At 48.6% G+C, this 21,474-nt stretch carries 18 protein-coding genes and 1 other RNA gene; 10 read left to right on the plus strand and 9 right to left on the minus strand.

Annotated elements, in window-relative coordinates; all coding sequences use genetic code 11:
• Positions 1–360: 360 nt before the first annotated feature.
• The 3 genes from rnpB to H0G69_RS05620 all read right to left on the minus strand — a co-directional run bounded on the left by rnpB (position 361) and on the right by H0G69_RS05620 (position 1,790).
• Positions 361–737, minus strand: an RNA gene (gene rnpB, locus H0G69_RS05610) — RNase P RNA component class B.
• 30 nt (positions 738–767) lie between these two features.
• Positions 768–1,127: a cell division regulator GpsB gene (gene gpsB / locus H0G69_RS05615; protein ID WP_179944428.1), complete on the minus strand. Its 360-nt coding sequence runs from the start codon at positions 1,125–1,127 to the stop codon at positions 768–770.
• Between the two features lie 87 nt (positions 1,128–1,214).
• Entirely contained in the window at positions 1,215–1,790 is a 576-nt protein-coding gene (locus H0G69_RS05620; RefSeq protein WP_143113528.1) for an SLOG family protein, read from the minus strand.
• Between the two features lie 110 nt (positions 1,791–1,900).
• On the opposite strand from H0G69_RS05620, the gene recU reads away from it, so the two are divergent.
• Positions 1,901–2,518, plus strand: a complete 618-nt coding sequence (recU, locus tag H0G69_RS05625; protein ID WP_033934870.1) for a Holliday junction resolvase RecU — start codon at positions 1,901–1,903, stop codon at positions 2,516–2,518.
• Positions 2,519–2,535: 17 nt separating this feature from the next.
• Complete coding sequence (locus tag H0G69_RS05630) at positions 2,536–4,788, plus strand: PBP1A family penicillin-binding protein (RefSeq protein ID WP_180304364.1); 2,253 nt, start codon at positions 2,536–2,538, stop codon at positions 4,786–4,788.
• Between the two features lie 669 nt (positions 4,789–5,457).
• Here the strand turns inward: H0G69_RS05630 and H0G69_RS05635 are convergent.
• The 6 genes from H0G69_RS05635 to H0G69_RS05660 all read right to left on the minus strand — a co-directional run bounded on the left by H0G69_RS05635 (position 5,458) and on the right by H0G69_RS05660 (position 13,371).
• Positions 5,458–6,378: a DMT family transporter gene (locus H0G69_RS05635; protein WP_180304365.1), complete on the minus strand. Its 921-nt coding sequence runs from the start codon at positions 6,376–6,378 to the stop codon at positions 5,458–5,460.
• 145 nt (positions 6,379–6,523) lie between these two features.
• Complete coding sequence (locus tag H0G69_RS05640) at positions 6,524–7,531, minus strand: DUF1002 domain-containing protein (RefSeq protein ID WP_180304366.1); 1,008 nt, start codon at positions 7,529–7,531, stop codon at positions 6,524–6,526.
• Between the two features lie 163 nt (positions 7,532–7,694).
• Positions 7,695–8,399 (minus strand): DnaD domain protein, encoded by a 705-nt coding sequence (locus tag H0G69_RS05645; protein WP_180304367.1) that lies wholly within the window; start codon positions 8,397–8,399, stop codon positions 7,695–7,697.
• A 235-nt stretch (positions 8,400–8,634) separates the two neighbouring features.
• Positions 8,635–9,933, minus strand: coding sequence for an asparagine--tRNA ligase (gene asnS / locus H0G69_RS05650; protein WP_180304368.1), 1,299 nt, complete (start codon positions 9,931–9,933; stop codon positions 8,635–8,637).
• Between the two features lie 24 nt (positions 9,934–9,957).
• Positions 9,958–10,476: a cell wall elongation regulator TseB-like domain-containing protein gene (locus tag H0G69_RS05655; protein ID WP_039944952.1), complete on the minus strand. Its 519-nt coding sequence runs from the start codon at positions 10,474–10,476 to the stop codon at positions 9,958–9,960.
• 51 nt (positions 10,477–10,527) lie between these two features.
• Positions 10,528–13,371, minus strand: coding sequence for a helicase C-terminal domain-containing protein (locus H0G69_RS05660; RefSeq protein ID WP_180304369.1), 2,844 nt, complete (start codon positions 13,369–13,371; stop codon positions 10,528–10,530).
• 182 nt (positions 13,372–13,553) lie between these two features.
• Here H0G69_RS05660 and mvk point away from each other — a divergent pair, with 182 nt between their 5' ends.
• From mvk to H0G69_RS05700, 8 genes are all read left to right on the plus strand, one after another.
• On the plus strand, positions 13,554–14,501 hold the full coding sequence (gene mvk / locus H0G69_RS05665; RefSeq protein ID WP_180304370.1) for a mevalonate kinase: 948 nt from the start codon (positions 13,554–13,556) through the stop codon (positions 14,499–14,501).
• Entirely contained in the window at positions 14,501–15,481 is a 981-nt protein-coding gene (gene mvaD / locus H0G69_RS05670; protein WP_180304371.1) for a diphosphomevalonate decarboxylase, read from the plus strand. The genes mvk and mvaD overlap by 1 nt, the downstream gene beginning before the upstream one ends.
• A gap of 26 nt (positions 15,482–15,507) precedes the next feature.
• Positions 15,508–16,611: a phosphomevalonate kinase gene (locus tag H0G69_RS05675; RefSeq protein WP_180304372.1), complete on the plus strand. Its 1,104-nt coding sequence runs from the start codon at positions 15,508–15,510 to the stop codon at positions 16,609–16,611.
• Positions 16,612–16,671: 60 nt separating this feature from the next.
• Positions 16,672–17,712: a type 2 isopentenyl-diphosphate Delta-isomerase gene (gene fni, locus H0G69_RS05680; RefSeq protein WP_180305406.1), complete on the plus strand. Its 1,041-nt coding sequence runs from the start codon at positions 16,672–16,674 to the stop codon at positions 17,710–17,712.
• Between the two features lie 221 nt (positions 17,713–17,933).
• A complete protein-coding gene (locus H0G69_RS05685) occupies positions 17,934–19,130 on the plus strand; it encodes an ABC transporter ATP-binding protein (protein WP_033934877.1) in 1,197 nt (398 codons plus the stop codon).
• On the plus strand, positions 19,130–19,780 hold the full coding sequence (locus H0G69_RS05690; protein WP_006499217.1) for an ABC transporter permease: 651 nt from the start codon (positions 19,130–19,132) through the stop codon (positions 19,778–19,780). The genes H0G69_RS05685 and H0G69_RS05690 overlap by 1 nt, the downstream gene beginning before the upstream one ends.
• The gene (locus tag H0G69_RS05695) at positions 19,767–20,708 is read left to right on the plus strand and encodes an osmoprotectant ABC transporter substrate-binding protein (RefSeq protein WP_180304373.1); all 942 of its coding nucleotides are present in this window, start codon (positions 19,767–19,769) and stop codon (positions 20,706–20,708) included. The genes H0G69_RS05690 and H0G69_RS05695 overlap by 14 nt, the downstream gene beginning before the upstream one ends.
• Positions 20,708–21,373, plus strand: a complete 666-nt coding sequence (locus H0G69_RS05700; RefSeq protein WP_180304374.1) for an ABC transporter permease — start codon at positions 20,708–20,710, stop codon at positions 21,371–21,373. The genes H0G69_RS05695 and H0G69_RS05700 overlap by 1 nt, the downstream gene beginning before the upstream one ends.
• The last annotated feature ends 101 nt before the right edge of the window (positions 21,374–21,474 follow it).

Here is a 21,474-nt window from a genome sequence, read left to right on the forward strand (position 1 = left end):
TTTTTGCAACATATGCCCTTTGAATTGTAATTTTGACAACATCGCTTAGGATTTAATCAGCATTAAATGAATATTCTTTAATTTATTTGGTTCGTTCCATTTATAAAAATGCATCGTTCCATAATTTTATTTTGGATATGATCAATTAATAGGCCTGGCAATTATTCAAACAGACAAGCAGTTGCTGCGTCTTTAATTTAAGGTCTAGCCAAGCCACGATTAGATTGATCATCATAAATCAGCAAGCATGAGATCAAACATCAAACCATCCTGTAATTCAGTCGCAGCCTTTTTGGAAAGCGTTTACATTTAATGGCAACAAAAAACCCGAGCATAAACTCGGGCACCTGTAATGCAGATCTCTGTAGGCCATGTTTTGTCGTAATGCTGTCACCAGGTCATGACAACATCGAGGCAATCATCTATCTCAGAGTAAAAACTCTCCCCTGGAATCACTTCAATTCGCTATCCAAAGCTCCCCTACCGTAGTTTGGGTTTACCGCTTGAGGGGTTTACCGCGTTCCACCAGTACTGTTTCCAATCCTGCTTCGTCACTGTGGCACTTTTCAGGGATACTAGGGCATAGCTTGCGCCTTAGCCGGTTTTCCCGCCGTCACCGAGTTCACTCGGTGCCCCGCCTTATTTTTTCAGCGAGCACAAACACTACAGACATCGCAGTCTGTGCGAGCATGGACCTTCCTGACATGATGCATGATCATGCCCGATCGCCCAAGACCTGCATTATTTTTTTCAATTTTATTTGCGGACTAGAGCAAATGAGAATCGTCACGGTCGCTGCTGTTCAGCTGTGAGCCGAAAACCCGCCGTTCCAGATTCGAAAGTCGTTTCAAAATGTCCATATTGGTTGCATTTGAAACAGGCTGCGAGCTTGCTGAACGTGGAATGGAAGAACCAACCTCCACCTGCCGATTAAGCTCATCAACCTTGGACCGCAAGCGAGCATTCTCATCTTGCAGCCGCGTAATTTCTTTATTAAAAGTGTCATAGTCCTTGATAACATCATCGAGGAAAGAATCTACATCAGAAACGTCGTAACCTTTACCGATGCTTTTTTCTTTGAACTGTTTTTGCAAAATATCTTGCGGTGTAAACTTAATGCCATCCAACTTAAACACCTCATTGCTTGTTTAATCCGTAATACATTAACTAATTTTACCAGACTCAAAAATTATTGCAAGAGTCAATTTTGAATTTTATTCTTCATCTGTTTCTCGCAGACGCTCACTGTATTCTTCAGCCGCTTCCTGGAGCTCATCAAAATCAATCATTCTCATTGAATAATCACTGTTCTGCTCACGATAGCGATTAATAGCACGCCAATCCCAAACCGTTTTGCCCTCACGCTCGGGATCATAGATTAAAAGCGCACCGTCCGTGTAATGGAGCATGAAGTTTTGATAGGCGCGCAATTGTTCCGGCGACTCATATTTTTTCTCGCTGACTCGGCCGGCAAAATCAACCTGGGCCTTAACTGCTGCCAAACGGGCCTGGTTGTTTTCATTCCAGCGCGCGGCAAAATCGGCATACGGCTCCATTAAGGCAATCTTTAGCTGCGGATAGTCGTCTTTGATTGCCAGCGCGCTTTCGATGCTCCAACGCTCAACACCCATTTGCGGTCCCGTAATCAGCCAAAACTCCTCAGACGTACTGTCCAATTGATAGCAAAGCTCCTTTTGCAGTACCTCTTTAATTACCGCGACTTTGGGATCCTTCTCATCAAAGACGCCCAGTTCATATGCCCGATAGCCCGTCGTCCACAGTCTTTTCATTTAATCATGTTCCTTTCCGAATTTAGTTTGCAATTAATTTTATTGTATGGATTTAACCGGTTTTTTTCGTACTCTGGTATAATAACACCTAGTTAAGGGAGGAAAAACTGATGAGCATTCATTATCCAAGTGGTCAAAAGCCACTCGCTGTTCACGAACGACCGCAGTCTCGATCCGTTGCGCTGCGTTCATCCTATGCTCAGCGCGGAATGTCATTGGAAGCTGAGATCAATGCCAGCAATCAGTATTACCTGGCAAATCATATTGCCGTAATTCATAAAAAACCAACTCCAGTTCAGTTGGTAAAGGTTGATTATCCTAAAAGAAGTGCCGCCGTTATTCGCGAGGCCTACTTTAAACAGCCTTCAACCACTGACTACAATGGCATCTATAAAGGATGGTACATTGATTTTGACGCCAAGGAAACCCGCAATAAGGCCTCTTTTCCATTAAAGAACTTTCATGAGCATCAGATTCGTCATATGCGTGAGTGTGTTGATCAAGGTGGGATTTGTTTTGCCTTGATCAGATTTGTCGAACTCGATCAAATGTATGTCTTTCCAGCCACCAGCCTGTTTGAATATTGGCAACGACAGCTGCATGGCGGACGTAAATCAATTCCCTTGACCGCTATTATTCAAGACGGCTATCCAGTTCAGTATGGCCTAAATCCGCGCTTGCACTATCTGACAGCGGTTGACCAGCTGATTGCCGCCAAAAAGCACTAATTTTAAAGGAGTAAGCAATGAACAACCAATCAAGGCCGAGCCGTTCCAGTCAACGGTCCGGTAAGAAAAAGACTGGTCGCGGCAGCATTGTCAAGCGCGTGCTGTTGTGGATCTTGGGACTGTTTGTTTTAATGGTCGTTGCCGGAGCATGCGTATTTTTCTATTATGCATCCAGCGCGCCCAAGATCAGTCGCAATGAATTAGCCAGTCAGACTACTACCACGATTTATGACGCTGATAATAACGTCATCTCACGCTTGGGCGCACAAAAGCGTGAATACGCAAGCAGCAGCGAGATTCCAAGTACCTTGAAAAATGCGGTCGTTGCGATTGAAGACCGGCGTTTCTACAAGCATCATGGGGTTGATCCCGTCCGAATCATGGGCGCTGCCGTCGCCGACATTACCCATCGCTCAAGCGGCATGCAAGGGGGCAGCACCCTGACTCAGCAGTTGGTCAAGCTTTCCGTCTTCTCAACTTCTGATGCCGACCGCACGCTTAAGCGCAAGGCTCAAGAAGCATGGCTGGCTATTAACGTTGAAAGGCATTTTTCCAAGTCGCAGATCCTCGGCTTTTATATCAATAAGGTCTACATGGGTAACGGGGTCTATGGGATGAAGACGGCCGCCCAATACTACTACGGCAAGGATCTAAAAGAACTTAGTCTGGCTCAGTTGGCAATGCTGGCTGGGATTCCCCAATCGCCAACCTACTACAACCCGACAACTGGCAATGCCAAATATGCAACCCAACGACGCAACCAGGTACTTGATGCCATGGTACGCAGCAAGTACATCTCACAAAGTCAGGCCAATGCTGCTAAAAAAGTCAGCATCAAAGAAGGACTTGATCCTAACCATGGCAACACTTCCGATAATTCCGTCCAAGTTAAGGAAAAAGTGGTTGACTCCTACGTCAAGGAAGTTCTGTCGCAGCTGGTGGCTAAAGGATACAACCCTTACACGGACGGCTTAAAAGTGCACACCAATCTTGACTTGAGCGCCCAAAAGCACCTGTACAATGCTGCCAACAATTCGGTAGCTTTCCAAAGCGATAAGATGCAGACTGGGGTCGCCGTCGTTGATCCTAATAATGGTCAAATTGTTGCCATGCTTGGTGGCCGCAAGACTGGCAACGTTGTCTATGGCCTTAACCGTGCCGTTCAGACTGACCGCTCATCTGGTTCGACCGTTAAGCCTTTGATGGACTATGGCCCAGCTATTCAATACCTCCAATGGCCAACCTATAAGTCCGTTCAAGATACCAAGTTCGTCTACCCTGGTACTAACAAGGTTCTGCATGACTTTGACAACCAATACAAGGGTACGATGACGATGCGCGAAGCTTTGGTTCAATCCAGAAACGTTCCAGCCATCCGAACGCTGCAGACCGTTGGCATTTCACGGGCTACCAAGTTCTTAAAGGGCCTGGGTATTTCCCAATCCAAGGCATACACGCTGCAAAACGGGATTGGCATCTACGTATCGCCGCTGCAGATTGCGGCTGCCTACGCGGCTTTTGCTAATGGCGGTACCTACTACAAGCCTTACTACATCAGTTCGATCACGACGCAGGATGGCAAGACGCTTACCTACTCACCAAGTGGCAAGCGGGCCATGAGCAAGGCAACGGCCTACATGATCACTGATATGCTCAAGGGCGTCTTTACCGGTCAAGGAAGCGCCACTAAGGCCAACCTTTCTGGCGTCTACCAAGCCGGCAAGACTGGTTCGACGGATTATCCAACCTCTAGCCATCCCGATGGTGAAATGGATTCCTGGATGGCCGGCTACACTAAGAACTACTCAATTGCCATCTGGACTGGCTATGATCATCCAATGCAGGCCGGCAGCGGAATTACCAAAGCCTACCAGACAACGGCGCAATTGCTGTATAAGGATCTGATGCAGTATCTTGACAACAAGAATCACGCTACGAACTGGTCTATGCCAAGCACGGTTGAAGCCGTTACGGTAAACGGTACTCGTCAGTTGGTTATTAAAGATTCTAAATGGGCTCTAGGCGTAACCAGCAGCTCGGCACTGTCATCCAGCTCCAGCAGCTCAGCTAGTTCCAGTTCTCATTCCAAATCTGAATCCTCAGCATCTGATTCGAGTTCGGAATCCAGCTCTTCCAGCTCCAGTTCCAGCGCTGCCAGTTCTTCTAGCGAAAGCTCATCAAGTGCATCCAGCGCAGTCAGCTCGGCTCCAGCAGCTTCCAGCTCAACGCAACAGCCGGCTCAGCAGCCACAGCCAGCCGTTGGTCAATAATTCAATATCTCAAAAAAGAAGACGATCGATCCCGTTTAAGAGCGGAACCGATCGTTTTTTCTGTATGCATTTATTAAATTACCAGTACATTGCTACTTACCCTATCAAGAACATCAGGCAGCAAGCAGCTCAAATGTGACTGTCAAAGTTGATACCAGTTTATTAGATGTCAAAGTATTGGTCGCGTCTATTATTCAGAAAATCCTGCATAATCGGCTTAAAAATATCCAATTTTACCTACGATTCGGAAAAAACTACCATAAGTAGGTAAAGTTCGGTAAGCCGCGTATGCAGTTACCTACATCTGGCTAAAAATCAAGGAATCGTAGGTAGTTTTCGGATCCTCGGCCAGTTAGATCCTGACTTTCTTCATAAATTCCCAGGTGAACGGTTTTTCGCGCTTACCAAACATTTCAGCAGCTACACGATCGACAATGGTCAGCAGATGACGCCTCTTGAAAATAATCACCATGCGTCAACCACAGTCGCTTTCATTGGCAGACACGCTGCTGATGCAATTAAATTAATTTGCCAAGCCAGCCTAGGAATCACAATCTAATAATCAAGGACCGTCAGATAACTCGCCAGCATCGTTTTTTTATCTAAAACCGACAAAAATAGGCATCCTGCTTAAAAAGCCAGATACCTATTTCGACAACTCATAACATTTTAATCAATAGTTTCAAGATGACCCTTCCGACGACCATTTTGCAGAATATAGATAGCCAGAATCACGAGCACAATGCCTAAGATTTCGATCCAGTTCATCCATTCCTTAAAGAAAATCACACTCAGGATTGCCGTCACGATTGGCTGCAGCGCGTCCATAATGCTGACCACGTCTGAAGGGGCAAACTTGGTCGCGTGCATCAACATCCCAAACGGAATAATCGTCCCAAATAAGACCACTGTTGAAACGGATGCAACCAGTGTTCCGGTAATGTGCGGCGGGTTGACCCAAAATGGCTGGTATAGATTAAACAAGACCCCAGCAATCGCGGTCCCCCAACCCAACACAACCAGCGGCGAATTTTCTTCAGCAGCCTTTTGCGGTAAAACAACGTAGAAAGCTGCCGTAATACCAGAACCCAGCCCCCATAAGAATGAATTCAGCGGAATCGCCAAATGACCAAAATTCCCCTTAGTCAAGCAGAGAAAAACCCCAGCCATGGCAATCACAAATGATAAGAGATCGCTTTTCAGCGGACGGCTATGCTGGAAAAACCAGCCGCCAAAAACAATAAACAATGGTGACAGATACTGCAGAATGGTCGCCATGGACGCATTCCCGGTCTGAACCGCGTAATAGAAAGTATAGAGATTAGCCATCAAGCCAAAAACCGCATAACTGAACAGTGAGATTACGGATGGCCATGACTTAAAAACGTTAAAGATCTTACCGCGGTATAAAATCGCGCTGATTATCAATAAAATTGCCCCCGCAGCCGAGGTACGCATTGAAAGCATCCAATGTGCAGGGATAGCCAGATTCTGTGAGATCAGCTGCAGAACCGTGCCGGAAACACCCCAGCTGATTGAGGCGGTTCCTGCCCACAGCATCCCTTTAACGATATTTTTTTGTTTATTCATCTTAAAATCCTACCCATAAATTATTTCAAATCACAATAGAAAATATTCTAACATTTTTGGATAAATTCTTCTGGCAAAATGCTTTTTTTCAGCAAAAAAACCGTTCATGAAAGTTTCACGAACGGTTTGCTTAATTATATTAAGTTTAGAACCAGCTCTTGACCCAATTAATAAATCTAGTCAGCCAGTTTTGCGCCTGTTTGACCGTTTCCTTGCCGGCTTCACTGTTGGCCCAGTTCTTCGCCTTATTCATCAAGTTGCCGGTTGAATTCTTAACGTTATTGATCGTATTGGTTACATTATTGATATAGGTCTTGCTGGAAGAAATTGGTGAGTTTTGGAAGTTGACCAACGCGCCAGCAATCTTTTCCTGCTGCGTCGTAGTCGTTTGATCAGCAATACCGCGTTTTTCCAGGGCCTTGTTCAGCATTTCCTGAATATCTGCCTTGGTTGCCAGCTCGCCACTGCTCTGTTTTTGCTGAGCGATCTGCTTGGACGTATCGCCAACTGCCGCCATCAGCTTACCTGGGTAGGATGAGTCGTCCTTATTGGCATCAATGGCATCTTGAGTAGCATCCAGAACCGAGTTGGCTGCCGCCGTGTTTTGACTGTTCAGCTGGTGACCATCTTCTTCAAAGGCCTTGTAGACCCCAGTTAAAGCAGATTCACCTGACACGGCGCGATTGGCAGTGACCACGATCGTAATATCGGTTACCCCTGCCATCTGAGCAACCATTGCGTACTGCTGAGCCGTAACCTCAGTAATGTTGCTTTGACCGTTGTATTTTTTGATATTGACCTTGACCCCGCTGCCTGGATCGGTTGGTGCAATTGCCACCGAACTGATCATGGCGGCATCGGTAGTCGTGCCATTGCCGATGTATTTAGCGTAGTCGCTGGCCGTGGCCGTTAATTTCTTAAAAGACGAATCCACGCCCATTACCGAGTTCAGCTGATCATAGACGCTTTGTGGCGCACCGGCACCATAAACCACGTAAGAGCTGCTTAAGGTATGCGTAGCCGTAGAAGACGATGAGCTTGACTGCTCGGTTGCAGTGTCAGCAGATACGACCGCTGGAGTCGCTACTGCTGCCGCACCAGCAAGCGTTACTGCCAGCATCAATCCAGCCAGCATTTTGATTGGTTTGTTCATCTTTAGCAAACCGCCTTTCTGATTATTTGCCTCTTAATTATACCTTGAATTCGTTTTAAAAGCGCTGTCTTGACCAAAACTTAAAGATTAGATCAAGCACTCATTAGAATTTGAGCAGACGGTTGATTCCCGTGGCCATGATCACCAAGCAGTCAGCTGAGTCTTAATCATCAGGCAGCTTAAGGATTGGGATGTTGGGGATCGGCCGGTTGCCCAGCTGTCCGCCCTGCTGTGCCATGCGACTCTGATAGCGTTGCTTATCCTGTTCGACTTCTTGGGGCGTCTTAAGGTTGTTCTTGCGCCAGTTCATCAGGATTGAATCCATATAGCGGAACCGCAGTGAGCCATTGACGACTGCTTCTTTTAAGGCCAGCCGAATCATTTCAATCTCATAATGATCCTTATCCAGCCAGTCATTGACATAGGTAATCTCCATTGGCGTCAACGGGCGGCCAAACTCGCTTTCAATCTCGGCAAACAGTTTTTCACGAGCCGTGGTCTGTTTGACGTTTTTTTGCTGCGACTGAATCTGTCCCTCACGACCAACCAAACGACTGATCAGTGGCGAAAAGTCATAGTAGGCCGTTTCTTTTCCCTCAGCATCGCGTTTCATTCGCTGCACCAGCAATTGATGCTCAGTCATCTGATGAATCTGCTCATAGACGGTCCGCTCATCAGTCTGCAGATTTTCCGCAATCCAGGTGATGCTGGGGTTTTCAATTCCCCGATCGATGTAGGACTTTAATTCCAGATAGACCAGCAGCTCACCACTGGTCATCCCGATTTCTCGGTAATGATGAAGCAAAAGATTACTGATTGAAGTTTCACCGGCCTGCAGATAGGAAAACAAAAAATCCTGCTTCGCCATAAGCATCCCCCTTTTTCATTCGTGCACCAATCATTTTAAAATAACGGCCTGTACTTATACAAGTCTCAAAGCCATTCAATCAGCAATTCATTCAAACATCTTCTTCATGGCAATGTTGCTTAAAGCAGGTTCGATCATTAACTTAACCAATCCAGGTCAAGCAAAAGGACCGATGACTCGCTGCCATCGGTCCTTTAATTTATATTTTAAGCCACATTATTGCGGCTAATACCGATTATGGGTAGATCCGGTTTAACAGACGTGGGAATGGGATGACTTCGCGCAGGTGATCCTGCAGGCAGATCCAGGTCAGGAAACGTTCCAGCCCCAGACCAAAACCGCTGTGTGGCACCGTGCCATACTTGCGCAGGTCAAAGTACCATTGATAGTCATCGATGTTCAGCCCTGCCTCTTTAGCTGATGCTACCAGTGTGTCGTAGTCGGTTTCACGCTCTGAGCCGCCAATGATCTCGCCATAGCCTTCTGGAGCCAGCAGATCGGCGCAGACATAGACGTCATCGCGCGTTGGGTGTCCCTTCATGTAGAATGGCTTGATTGACTTAGGATAGTTCAATACAAATACCGGCTTGCTGAAGTGGTTGGCCAGGTAGGTTTCTTCTGGTGAACCAAAGTCGTCGCCCCACTTGACGTCCATGCCGGCATCCTGCAAAAGCTTAATTGCTTCATCATAGCTGATGCGTGGGTATGGCGTCTGCGTGAATGGTTCCAGCGTCTTTGGATCACGACCAACCACTTCCAGTTCCCGGCTGCAGTCCTTGATTACGGCCTTGATCAGGTAGGCCACGTATTCTTCCTGCAGCTGCAGACTTTCTTCTTGGTGCATAAAGGCCATTTCTGGTTCGATCATCCAGAATTCAATCAAGTGACGACGCGTCTTAGACTTTTCAGCACGGAAAACCGGACCAAAGCTGTAGACCTTGTCAAATGCCAGCGCGCCGGCTTCTTCGTAAAGCTGACCGGACTGAGAAAGGTAGGCATCCCGGTCAAAGTACTTAGTCTTAAACAGGTCGGTCGTTCCTTCTGGTGCATTGGCCGTCAAGATCGGCGCGTCAATCTTGGTAAAGCCATGTTCGCCAAAGAACTCGTAGTTGGCCCGAATGACGCGATCGCGAATCCGCATCAGCGCGTGTGGCTTGCTGGAACGCAGCCACAGATGACGGTGATCAAGCAAAAAGTCGATTCCGTGTTCCTTGTTGCCGATTGGGTAGTCAACGCTTTCGCCGATCAGTTCGATGTCTTCAATCTGAATTTCGTAGCCAAACTTGGAACGAGCATCTTCATGAATCTCGCCCGTTACCCAAAAACTGCTTTCTTGACGCAGTTCATGCCGTGCCATTTCAAATACTTCTGGCGTTACGTCATTTTTCCGCAGAATGCCTTGGAAAAATGCTGTCCCGTCACGCAACTGCAAGAAAGCGATCTTGCCACTGGAACGCTTGTCAGTCAGCCAAACGCCAATCCGCACGCGTTCGTTGACGTGCTTTGGCGCATCAATAATGTTGATGGTTTCCACAAAAAATTCCTCCAAACAATGTAACTATAAGTTGTTGATCTGTTGCACATAGCTGCCCGTCTTGAAGTTGATCAGGTCATAACAGAGATTGCCTTTGCTGTTAAGGTAGGTAACTTCCCAGACTACCTTGTCATTAAAGATCCCCGGCACGGCCTTGAGTACCCTTTTCGGATGCTCATTGCTCTTAACCTGGGCAAGCGCCTGTTGTTCGGTTAATCCCGTACTTTGCTTGACAACCCGCACTGAGCCGTTTTTCTGCGGCACGATGACCAGAATCCGCTGGCCTTTGTTGTTTTTGCCTGCAACCGTGTAATAAGTATTTTCTCGGTTGTAGATGTAAAAATCAGTGCGCGTCTTTAAATTGGCATAACGCTTGGCAATTGTGGTTGCCTGACGTTCCGCTTCTGCTTTGGGATGATTGCCGACAGCATAGATGCTCCAGCCAACCAAAAAAATTAGGATGATCAGAATCAGCAGATCACGAATCATCCGCTTCGATGTTCCACGACTGCGTTCTCTTTGTACCTCGCGGCGACTTTGCATAGCGGCCTTCCTTCCTAATTCAATTCAGTATCTCTTGCATTATAACAAAATCTATTGGCGCTGCGTGGATCGTTCATGGTTTTTTAAGAATTTTTTTGTCTCTTCAATCACATTGGCAGTTGCCGCTGCTGCTACCGGCATCATTTCCGGCAAGGCATTCAGGATCGTTTTCCCGTAGCGCCGATCGCTCAGCCGCGGATCCAAAACAACGGCCACGCCGTAATCATCCGGTGTTCTTAAAAGACGCCCGATTCCTTGCCGCATCCGCATCGTCGCTTTAGGCAGCTCTAAATGATAAAACGGGTTGATGCCCTTTGATTTAAGCAGGCTGCTTTGCGCGCGGTTAAGAATCTCTTGCGGTGAGTCAAACGGCAGCCGCGTAATGATCAAAAGCTGCAGCTGGCTGTTGGGTAGATCGATTCCCTCCCAAAAGCTGGCCGCGCCCAGTAAAACCGAATTTTCGCCCGTCGCAAACTGTTTCAGCAGCTTTTCGCGATTGCCCGTGATTCCCTGAGCCAAAATATCACGCTGATTAAACAGATCGGTACTGCGCAGCTGACTGTAGACCTGTTCAACCGTCACGAGTGAATTGAACAGCACCATTGTCTGACACTGAGTCTCGTTGGCCAGGCGGTAGATGGTTTGGCTAAGATAGCGGATGTAGTCGCCATTATCGGCATCGGCTGGCATCGGCGCGTCCTTGGCAATCAAAAGCCGGCTGTTTTGCTGGTAGTTGAACGGCGACTTGAAATGCTTGACCTTGACGTTATCACGATTCAGATCCAGCTGCTGGTACAGATAGTTGGAGCGCTTAGAGGTAAACAGCGTCGCCCCGACAAACAGTGCCGGCTGAAAGAATGGATAGACCTGTTCGCTGAGGTAATGACTGGCGTTTAAGAGTCCCCCGCTCAATTTCATCGTGCTGCGCTCATGCGACTGCTGAACCGTCAGCCAGAAAACCGCGGCCTCATCATGCTGATCCAAGGCCGCCACAAACTCGTGAAGCACCTCGTCAGCCCCGTTCAATGCTGCCAATTGGGTCGCAAACTGGCTCATCAGGTAGCGATCACTGGCCAGCCAGCTGTCACTGCGCGAGGCAAATAGATGATCAAGCGCGGAAAAATGCAGCTGGACGCTGGCTAATGACTGTTCAAGATTCATCATGACCGGTCCTGACGTATCCAGGAGTGCATAAAGCCGATCATTATCAACGACCTGTTCGATGATCTGATCGTCTTCGCCCGCTGCGTTCAGCATAAAGCTGCGGTAAAGCGCTCCTTGAAAATCTAAGAATGCCTGATCCAGCTGCTGCAGATCACCCTGCAGCAGCTCAACGTTGTAGATTCCCAGCGGCAGATGCGCGAAGACATCAATCAGATTGCGCTCGCTGCCTTCCTTAACCAGGCCCTCCAAAACGTGAGCTGCCGTCGTCAAGCGTTGAAAGTCCACGGTCTGCCGCGCTTTTTTCAAAATACTGTCGCTTAGGTGCTGTGCCTCGTCAACCACCAGATACGGCCGCAGCGCATCGTGGCCAAACTCAGCCGCGTGGGCAGCCAGATAGGCATGATTGGTAATCACGACCGTAGCATGCTGAAGCTGACGGTTGCGCCGCATCAAAAAATCATCTTTGATAAACGGGTTGTCGCGACTTAGCGTTCTGAGCCCATGATGACGGATCTCGGTAAAATAAGGCGACTGCTGAGCATTCAGATTCAATTCATCCATATCGCCGCTGGTCGTCTGCAAAAGCCATACCAAGATACGCGCCTTAAGCAGCTGCACGAGCTTAGAATCCTCCACGATGCTCAGCGAGTGTGCAAATTTGGCAAGATCCAGATAATGATCGTTGCCCTTTACAACCACGCTGGCAACCTCAAATGGCAGCATTGCATTAAGCTGCGGCATCGTTTTTTGCTCAATCTGCTGCAGCTGCAGGTTGGTCGCCGTTGAAACCACGATTTGCCGATCTGGATAAGCTTGATAGACCATTGGCAAAAGATAGCCCAAAGTCTTGCCGACCCCGGTTCCGGCCTCAATGATCATTGGCTTTTCAGCATCATGAGCATAGTGATTATAGATGCTGTTCATCATCTTAGACTGCGTGGCACGGAACTCCAGTTGATCGCCAAACAGTTTCTCCTTGGCCTTTTTGGTGGCTGGGTAGGCATTCTTGTCATGGGCCATTGGGGTTGCCAAAGGACGCGACTTATGCAGTACAAGACCATTGCTGACGTAGAGATCAGCGCTTAGATTCTGCGGATGATGGCGGCGTTTTTCCAGCTCCTGGCTGAACACGTCTGCCGTCTGTTTTGGCAGCTGCAGCTTCATCTTAACCAGGCTTGCCAGGGTCAGCGTGGGCAGCTGATGAACCTTTTTTAAAAGATCAATCAGCAACACAGCCGTTGCCTCAGCATCACTGGCGGCACTGTGCGGCTGATCATGCTCGATTGCCAGATAAGAGCTCAGATCACGCAATCGAAAGCTCTTAGCCGTGGGCAGCAGAATCTGGGCCAGCGTCACCGTATCAATCGCTGGAATTGCCAAGGATTGATGCCCTGCCCGCTCTAACTCTGCATTTAAAAACGGAAAATCAAAATTAACGTTATGCGCGACAAAAATCGTATCGCTAAGCAGGCTTTCCAGCGTATCCGCTACGTCATCAAACCAAGGCGCGTCATGAACGTCTGAGTTGGTGATTCCCGTCAGCTGCTCAATACTGTGAGGAATCTTGGTGCGCGGATTGATTTTGGTTTCAAACTGATTGATAATCTGGCCTGCCTGAACCAAAACGCAGCCAATCTGAATGATCCGATCGCCATGCTTAACGCTGGTACCGGTAGTTTCCAAGTCAACGATCGCATAAATCGGCTCGCGCTTTTTTGACTGTTTTTTCACTTGTCTTCACCGTACTTCGTTATATTTCTCACCACCATGATACTATTCATTTGTCATCTTGACCATTGTTGCATCTGGATGTTTGGCAGCAAAAAGCGCTAAAAAACATAAAAATCTTTCAGACATCCCCAGATTAGGTTAAGATAATTAGAGAAACATTTTTGAAGAAAGTAGGTTTCAGATTGAAACAACAAGGTATTGGGCAAAGTCACGCCAAGATTATTCTAATTGGCGAGCACAGCGTTGTCTATGGTCAGCCGGCAATTGCCCTGCCGCTGCCAAACGTCAAGCTTAAGGCAACGCTCACGGCTGACACGACATCTGCCAGTCACGTTGTCAAATGCAGCTGGGCCCAAGGAAATTTAACCAGTCTGCCCGAATCCATGGCAGGCATTCAAAAACTCATCAACACCCTGATGGAACGTTTCAACGGTCAAGATGACGGTTGGACACTGGAAATCGACAGCATGCTGCCATCCGAGCGCGGCATGGGATCTTCAGCCGCCACCGCGATTGCCATTGTACGGGCCTTTTTTGATTTATATGAAACGCCATTGGACCGTGAAACGCTATTAAAGCTGGCCGATGTTGAAGAACAGATCACGCATCGCAGTCCCAGCGGCTTGGATGCGGCTACGACCAGCTCTGATCAGCCAATTTACTTCATCAAGGGACAGCCTGGCCAGCCAATTGAGCTCAACCTGCACGCTACAATGGTGATTGCCGATACCGGCGTCAAAGGAGCTACTAAAGAAGCCATCATGGCCGTCAGAGAGCTGCTGGCCACTGATCCGCAGACTACCCAGCAGCGTTTGGCACATCTGGGTAAGCTGACTGAGCGTGCGCGGACGATTTTAAGCCACGATGATCCTAATGAGCTGGGACGCGTCTTAAATCTGGCTCAAGACGAACTGACTGAGCTTAACGTCAGCGACGCGGCACTTGAACGCTTGATCCAAGTTGCCCGGCAAAATGGAGCTTTAGGTGCCAAACTGACTGGCGGCGGACGCGGCGGCTGCATGTTTGCACTTGCCAAAACTGCCCTGGGTGCTCGCAAGCTGGCCGGAATTTTAAAACAGCATGGTGCGGTTGAAACCTGGATTCAGCCATTGGCAAAGGGGGATGAATAATGACAAGTGCAGTCGCGCGGGCGCATACCAACATCGCATTGGTCAAATACTGGGGAAAACGCGACAGTGAGCTGATGCTGCCGCAAACTGACAGTCTTTCCTTAACGCTGAATGAGTTCTATGCCGACACCAAAGTTGAGTTTTCCACCCAGCTGACCGCCGATGAGCTGATTATTGATGGTCAACCGGTGAGCGGCAAGGGCTTTAAAAAAGTTCAAAAAGTCTTGTCGATCGTGCGTCAGATGAGTCAGACCAATCAGTTTGCCCGGGTCGAATCAATCAACCATGTTCCCATGGCAGCCGGTCTGGCCAGCTCAGCTTCAGCCTTTGCTGCGTTGGCAATGGCCGCCAGCACGGCTGCAGGGTTGAAGCTGGCGCGCCGTGATCTTTCAAGACTGGCGCGCCGTGGTTCAGGCTCGGCCACCCGCTCAATCTATGGTGGCCTGGTTGAATGGCATCGCGGTGTTGATGACCTCACCTCGTATGCGGAGCCAATTATGGAAAAGGTGGATTTTCCGCTTGAAATGATGGCCATCTTGCTCAATACGGAGCAAAAAAAGGTTTCCAGCACGCTGGGCATGCAGCACGTCGTTGAGACCTCGCCTTATTACCCAGCCTGGCGCGAGGTCGTTCAAGCCGACATGCAGAAAATCAAGCTGGCCATTGAAAAACGCGATATCAATGAAATTGGCCACATTGCTCAGACAAATGCCCTGCGCATGCATGCCCTGAATCTGGCCGCCGATCCTGGCTTTACATACTTTAATGCCGCCACGCTCCAAGCCATGCACGCGATCGATAACTTGCGCGCCAGTGGTACAAACTGTTATTATACGATGGATGCGGGTCCGAACGTAAAAGTCATTTACGATCGGGCTGACCGTAGTAAAATTCAAGCTGCCCTGACCCCACTGTTCGGCGCCGACAATCTGGTCGTGTCCCAGCCCGGACCAGGAACAGTCTTATTGGATCAAAAATAAACCAATATTGAGAGGAATATGGAAAATTGATTACTGCAAAAGCTCCTGGCAAGCTTTATATTGCCGGTGAATATGCCGTAGTTGAAAATGGCTACCCGGCAATTCTGGTTGCGCTAAACCAGTTCGTTACCTGTTCAATCAAAGTCAGTCCTGCCGACACGGGACGCATCATCAGTGAGCAGTACCACGAAAATTCCCTGCTCTGGCGGCGGCAAGGCGATAAAATGGTCGTTGATCAGCGCGACAACCCATTCGCCTACATTCTTTCTGCCATCAGCGTGACCGAAGAATATGCCCGCAGCCTGGATCGTCAGCTGCAGATCTACGACATCTATATTGACAGTCAGCTTGACTCAGCCAATGGCAAAAAATATGGTCTGGGTTCTTCCGCCGCGGTTACCGTTGCCACGGTCAAGGCGCTGTGTCTTTTTTATGATCTGCCGGTTGACAAGGACAAGCTCTTTAAGCTGGCTGCCATCGCCCATTTCGCCGTCCAAGGCAACGGTTCATTGGGGGATGTGGCAGCTTCGGTATATGGCGGTTGGATCGCGTACCACTCGTTTGATCGGCAATGGCTGGCTGAACAGCGCCAATACCTGGATCTGCCGACTCTGCTGGACCTGCCATGGCCTGATCTAAAAATCGAATCACTGACCGCCCCAGCCAACCTGCAGCTTTTGATCGGCTGGACCGGCAGCCCGGCTTCAACTTCGCGGCTGGTCGACAAGATCTCTTTGTTTAAGGCCCGTCAGCAGGATAAGTATCATCATTTCCTGGAAGAAAGCAAGGCCTGCATTCAGCGCATGATTGAAGGCTTTCACCAGGCTGATCTGGACGTGATCAAGCGTGAGATTCGCAAAAACCGCGAGCTGCTGAAAAATCTGGGTGCCAATTCCGGAGTCCAGATTGAAACGCCGATTCTGCATGAACTATGTCGCATTGCCGAAGATTTCGGCGGCGCGGCCAAGACTTCCGGTGCTGGCGGCGGCGACTGCGGCATCGTAGCAATTGATGGTCATGCTGATCTGGATAGCCTTTTAGCGGCTTGGCAGACTAAGAAAATCGAACAGCTGCCGTTAGCGGTTCATTTTGTTAACTCGATTCGCCGCTACAAGCTCAAGATCAAATAAATCCGTTCGCGCGCCGCTATTTCGTGACGCGCGAATTTTATGTACCCTATTCAAGGAGGTATTATGGAATCGCTGCAAGCTCACCGTAAAAATGAACATGTTTCGCTGGCCGAAAAGCTCTACTCGCAATCCCATGCCAATCATCCGTTCGATCAGGTCCGCCTGATTCACAACAGCCTGCCGGAAATGGCACTCAGCCAGGCGGATCCATGCGTTAAGCTGGGCAAATTGACCTTCAAATCGCCTTTTTATATTGAGGCGATGACTGGTGGCAGCATGCAGACGGCCAAAATCAACGCCCAACTGGCAATACTTGCTCATCAGCATGGGCTGGCAATGGCAACCGGATCTTTAAGCGTTGCCTTAAAAGATCCCCAGGCCCAGGCATCTTTTGCCATCGTTCGCGAAAAGATGCCGACTGAACCAGTCATTGCCAATCTTGGCGCCAGCGTCGATCCAAAGCAGGCCCAAAAGGCAATTGAGATTCTAAAAGCCGATGCTATTGAGATTCATCTCAATGCTGCCCAGGAACTGGTAATGCCGGAAGGAGATCGTGAGTTTTTCTGGCAGGAACGCATCAAAAAACTGGTCAGTCAGCTAAACATCCCCGTCATCGTTAAGGAAGTCGGCTTCGGCATGGATAAAAAAACCATTGCCAGGCTGCAGAAGCTGGGCGTTAGATACATCAACGTCAGCGGCCGCGGCGGTACCAACTTCGCGGCCATCGAAAATCGGCGCAATCATAATTTCGACCTGTCAATGCTCAATGACTGGGGACAGACGACGCCAGAATCATTGTTGGAGGCCCGCGCCGTTAAAAATCCCAATGTCAGTATTATTGCTTCGGGCGGCATTACTTCCCCACTCGACGTCATTAAGGCTGGTGCTTTGGGCGCAAGTGCAGTCGGCGTGGCTGGCCATTTTCTGCACACGCTGCTTGATGAGGGCAACGACGCCTTAGATCGCGAGCTGGACACTTGGCAAGAAGCAATCCTGCGCTTGCTGACGCTTTTGGGCTGTCATGATTTTGCCGAGCTGAAGCAGGCCGAAGTAGTCTTAAGTCCTGAACTGATCAGCTATGCAACCCAACGTGGCTTATAAGCCATAATTCAAAATACTATTTCGGATAATTAGAATAACATTTTATATTTAATAAACTATTTTACTTGGATATTTTTTTGAAAACGTTCACTTGCGCGACAGGTGAACGTTTTTTAAGTAATGACAATTTGGCTGGTCAATCTTATACTAAAGTTAGTGAGGGATTTCTAATTTTTTGCACTGGGAAATTTTAATTTTTGACTGTAAGGAGGAGGATGCATATGGCTGCTAAACCACCAATGGTCGAATTTAAGAACGTCTCCAAGATTTATCCGGGAGGCAAGGTAGCTGTTGAAAATATCAATCTGCGCATTGAGCGTGGAGAATTCGTTTGTTTTATCGGGACCTCTGGCGGTGGCAAGACGACGACCCTGCGAATGATCAACGGTATGCTGATTCCAACTGGCGGCGATATCACTGTCGATGGTAAAAACATCCATGATATTGATCCAATCGAATTGCGCCGCAGCATTGGCTATGTGATTCAAAACATCGGGCTGATGCCGCATATGACGATTCGCGATAACATCACGCTGGTTCCCAAGCTTTTGAAATGGCCTAAAGAAAAACGTGATGCCCGTGCCAAGGAACTGATCAAAATGGTCGAACTGCCCGAAGAATTTCTGGATCGCTACCCTTCTGAGCTTTCCGGCGGTCAGCAGCAGCGGATCGGGGTTATTCGGGCCTTGGCTGCCGATCAGCAGATCATCTTGATGGATGAGCCGTTTGGTGCCCTGGACCCGTTGACGCGTGAAGCACTGCAGCGGCTGGTTAAGCGATTGCAGCAGCAGATGGGCCGGACCATCATCATGGTTACCCACGACATGGATGAAGCAATTCGGCTGGCCGATCGAATCGTGATTATGGATCAGGGACATATCATTCAAAATGCCTCGCCTGACGATGTACTGACTCACCCTGCTAATGAGTTCGTTGCCAATCTGATTGGTCCAGAACGTCTCCGCCAGGCCAAGGTCAACCACTTGACGGCAGCCGAGATCATGCGGCCAAATCCAATCAAGATTCACGCTCAGCAAAATCTCGGCGATGCCTTGAACCAAATGCACCAATACCACGTCGACAGTCTGATGGTCGTCGACGATGAAGATCATCTGACCGGGATTCTTGACTTAAAGACGCTGCGCAACCAGCAGCAACCGCAGTTGATTATTGATGACATGAAGCATGCGGTACCGGTTAAGATCAAGGAAGACGAACGCCTGCAGATGATTACGGAACCGCTTTTGGAACGGAATTGGGAGTACGTTCCCGTAGTTGATGAGCAAAATCACTTAAAAGGCATCATTACCCGATCAGCACTGGTTGACGTAATCTATGATGCCGTTTGGGGAACCACTGAAAATCCCCATCCAGCCAAAGACCAAGCTAAGGATCTAAAAGAGGCAGGTGAGCAATAATGATGGCATTCTTGCAAGCACATGGGACCGAACTGATCGTCAAAACATGGGAGCAGATCTATATTTCTGCTGTTTCGCTTGCTTTGGGAATCATTGTTGCGGTACCTCTTGGAATTGCTTTAACGCGTTGTAAAAAAATTGCCAGATTCGTAATTGGGCTGGCCAGCATGCTGCAGACCATCCCTTCATTGGCACTGCTGGCCTTGATGATTCCAATCTTAGGAATTGGCAAAACGCCGGCAATCGTAGCACTGTTTATCTATTCCCTGCTGCCGATTCTACGCAATACCTATGCCGGCATGGAAGACGTTGATCCAACCTTGATTGACAGCGCCAAGGGAATGGGCATGACCAATTGGGAATCAATCAAGATGGTTGAACTGCCATTAGCCCTGCCCGTAATCATGGCCGGGATTCGTCTGGCGGCCGTCTATGTTATTGCCTGGTCAACGCTGGCTTCCTACATTGGGGCTGGCGGCTTGGGTGACTTCATCTTCAATGGTTTGGACCTTTACGAACCGGATTTGATCATCGGCGGTACGATCCCAGTTACCATCCTGGCCTTGGTTGCTGACTGGCTGCTGGGCATTGTGGAACGCAAACTCACACCTACTACGAGTCGGGGAGGTGCGGCTAATGATCAGGCATAGAAATTTAAAGATCGGGGCGCTGCTTTTTAGCATTTTTGTCCTCGTTTTAGGCGTCAGCGGCTGCAGTTCTTCTACTGAAACCACCTATCATCAGCCTAAGACGCTGCGGATTGCTACTCAAAGCTCAACTGAATCTCAGATCATGGGCTACATGCTTAAGGATCTGATCGAACACGACACCAACTATAAGGTCAAGATGGTCAGCAACCTGGGGAGCTCATCGGTTTCACACAAGGCGCTGCAAAACAATGATGCTGATATTATGGCGACCAGCTACACGGGAACTGATTTGACTGGGACTTTGGGCATGCCCGCTCAAAAAGACCCCAAAAAAGCTACTAAAACCGTTGATCGCCTTTTAAAGCAGCGTTACGATGAGATTCGCTATCCTTCGTACGGTTTTGCCGATACCTATGCCTTCATGGTAACCCAGGCCAATGCCAAAAAGTACAATCTAACCACGGTCGGTGACTTGAAGCCGGTTGCCAGTCAATTAACGGCTGGGGTCGACAGTTCCTGGATGAACCGTAAAGGCGATGGCTACAACGACTTTGCCAAGGTATATGGATTTAAGTTCAAGCGCGTCTACCCAATGCAGATCGGGTTGGTCTATGATGCGGCCGAACAAGGCAAAATGCAGGTTATTTTAGGCTACTCAACTGACGGACGAATCCGCAGCTATAACCTGAAGATCTTAAAGGACAATCTGCACTTTTTCCCGCCATATAACTGCTCACTAGTCGTCAGAGGCGCAATCATTCGTCATGATCCGCATCTTAAAAAAGTCCTGCACCGCTTGGATGGCAAAATCAGTCTATCAACCATGCAGGAGCTTAACTATCAGGCTGATGACGAACTGTTGGAGCCCGCTACGGTTGCGCACCGTTTCTTAGTTAAGCACCACTACTTTGAAGGAGGCGACAATTAATGAAGGGTTTGAGTCTATGGCAGCAGTTCTGGTACTACCTCGGTCATAATGGCACCTATGTTCTGCAGCAGTTTAACCATCATTTTGCCATCTCTGTCTATGGCGTCTTACTGGCAGCATTAGTTGGAATCCCACTTGGAATCCTGATTTCTCGTCACCATCACTTAAATGGGCCGATCATCAGTATCGCCAACATTATTCAAACGATTCCTTCTTTGGCCATGGTTTCAATGCTGATGCTGGTCTTAGGACTGGGGACCCAGACCGTTATCGTTGCCAACTTTCTGTATTCGCTGCTGCCGATCATTAAAAACACGGCAGCCGGCCTGGACAGCGTCAGTCCTGTTTCGCTGGATGCCGGTCGTGGGCTGGGCATGACGAAGTGGCAGCTTTTGGTCATGGTTGAAATGCCACTTTCCGTATCCGTTATCATGGCCGGGATTCGGAATGCCCTGGTCGTTGCCATCGGAATTACGGCAATTGGCTCTTTTGTTGGTGCCGGCGGTCTAGGTGATATTATCATTCGTGGGACCAACGCAACCAACGGCGGGGCCATCATCCTTGCCGGTGCCCTGCCAACTGCTTTAATGGCGATCATTACTGACTGGCTACTGGGCTGGGTTCAGCATAAACTGGCACCGCACACCGCGAAAAAAGCGCAATAAAGCCAAAACTGCTTCATTTATGGCAACTGTCAAGTAAAAATAGCGTCATCTCAAGTTTTTCCGGCTTGAGGTGGCGCTATTGGTTCTTAAAGGTCTTTTTG

Source organism: Limosilactobacillus mucosae (genome assembly GCF_013423865.1).
Taxonomy (GTDB): domain Bacteria; phylum Bacillota; class Bacilli; order Lactobacillales; family Lactobacillaceae; genus Limosilactobacillus; species Limosilactobacillus mucosae.

What these genes read in the sequence shown, in the direction of transcription:
- H0G69_RS05620 (WP_143113528.1), bottom strand. Translation starts at nt 1,790, where the DNA reads ATGAAAAGACTGTGGACGACGGGCTATCGGGCATATGAACTGGGCGTC.
- recU (WP_033934870.1), top strand. Translation starts at nt 1,901, where the DNA reads ATGAGCATTCATTATCCAAGTGGTCAAAAGCCACTCGCTGTTCACGAA.
- H0G69_RS05630 (WP_180304364.1), top strand. Translation starts at nt 2,536, where the DNA reads ATGAACAACCAATCAAGGCCGAGCCGTTCCAGTCAACGGTCCGGTAAG.
- H0G69_RS05635 (WP_180304365.1), bottom strand. Translation starts at nt 6,378, where the DNA reads ATGAATAAACAAAAAAATATCGTTAAAGGGATGCTGTGGGCAGGAACC.
- H0G69_RS05640 (WP_180304366.1), bottom strand. Translation starts at nt 7,531, where the DNA reads ATGAACAAACCAATCAAAATGCTGGCTGGATTGATGCTGGCAGTAACG.
- H0G69_RS05645 (WP_180304367.1), bottom strand. Translation starts at nt 8,399, where the DNA reads ATGGCGAAGCAGGATTTTTTGTTTTCCTATCTGCAGGCCGGTGAAACT.
- H0G69_RS05655 (WP_039944952.1), bottom strand. Translation starts at nt 10,476, where the DNA reads ATGCAAAGTCGCCGCGAGGTACAAAGAGAACGCAGTCGTGGAACATCG.
- mvaD (WP_180304371.1), top strand. Translation starts at nt 14,501, where the DNA reads ATGACAAGTGCAGTCGCGCGGGCGCATACCAACATCGCATTGGTCAAA.
- H0G69_RS05685 (WP_033934877.1), top strand. Translation starts at nt 17,934, where the DNA reads ATGGCTGCTAAACCACCAATGGTCGAATTTAAGAACGTCTCCAAGATT.
- H0G69_RS05690 (WP_006499217.1), top strand. Translation starts at nt 19,130, where the DNA reads ATGATGGCATTCTTGCAAGCACATGGGACCGAACTGATCGTCAAAACA.
- H0G69_RS05695 (WP_180304373.1), top strand. Translation starts at nt 19,767, where the DNA reads ATGATCAGGCATAGAAATTTAAAGATCGGGGCGCTGCTTTTTAGCATT.
- H0G69_RS05700 (WP_180304374.1), top strand. Translation starts at nt 20,708, where the DNA reads ATGAAGGGTTTGAGTCTATGGCAGCAGTTCTGGTACTACCTCGGTCAT.